1 protein-coding gene is annotated in these 434 nt (G+C 33.2%); it reads left to right on the plus strand.

Annotated features, from left to right (window positions below):
• Positions 1–209, plus strand: a 209-nt coding sequence (locus tag E5983_RS09515; protein ID WP_202056799.1) for a transposase, incomplete at its 5' end; no start/stop codon positions are given.
• Positions 210–434: the final 225 nt, after the last annotated feature.

Raw genomic sequence — 434 nt, forward strand, 5'->3', positions numbered from 1 at the left:
TCATGGACAATGCAAGTTTTCATCCTAAGAAGATTTTAGATGAACTTTCTATTTGTAATGGTCATTTTTTTCTCCCTCTACCACCATATTCCCCTGAACTGAATCCTATTGAGAACAGTTGGGCTATTTTGAAAAAAGGGGTGACAGAATTGCTTAGAAAGACAGGCGATTTGACTGACGCAATAGCATACTATTTAAAAACTAAATGACTATAATCCCGAATTATTCATAGCTAACTAAAAAAACTTCCAGAATCCCTGATAGATCAAGGTTTCTAGAAGTTTTTGATTTTCACCCATTGGGTGAGACATATGACTGGACAAAAAAAGGATTTCCTTCTATGATATAAGCACAACAAAATCATTAGAAACAAAGGAAATCCATATGTTTAGTCTAACAAATAACAGTTCTAAAAACAACACTTTTTCTTTCGA

Source organism: Streptococcus danieliae, assembly GCF_009767945.1.
Lineage (GTDB): Bacteria > Bacillota > Bacilli > Lactobacillales > Streptococcaceae > Streptococcus > Streptococcus danieliae.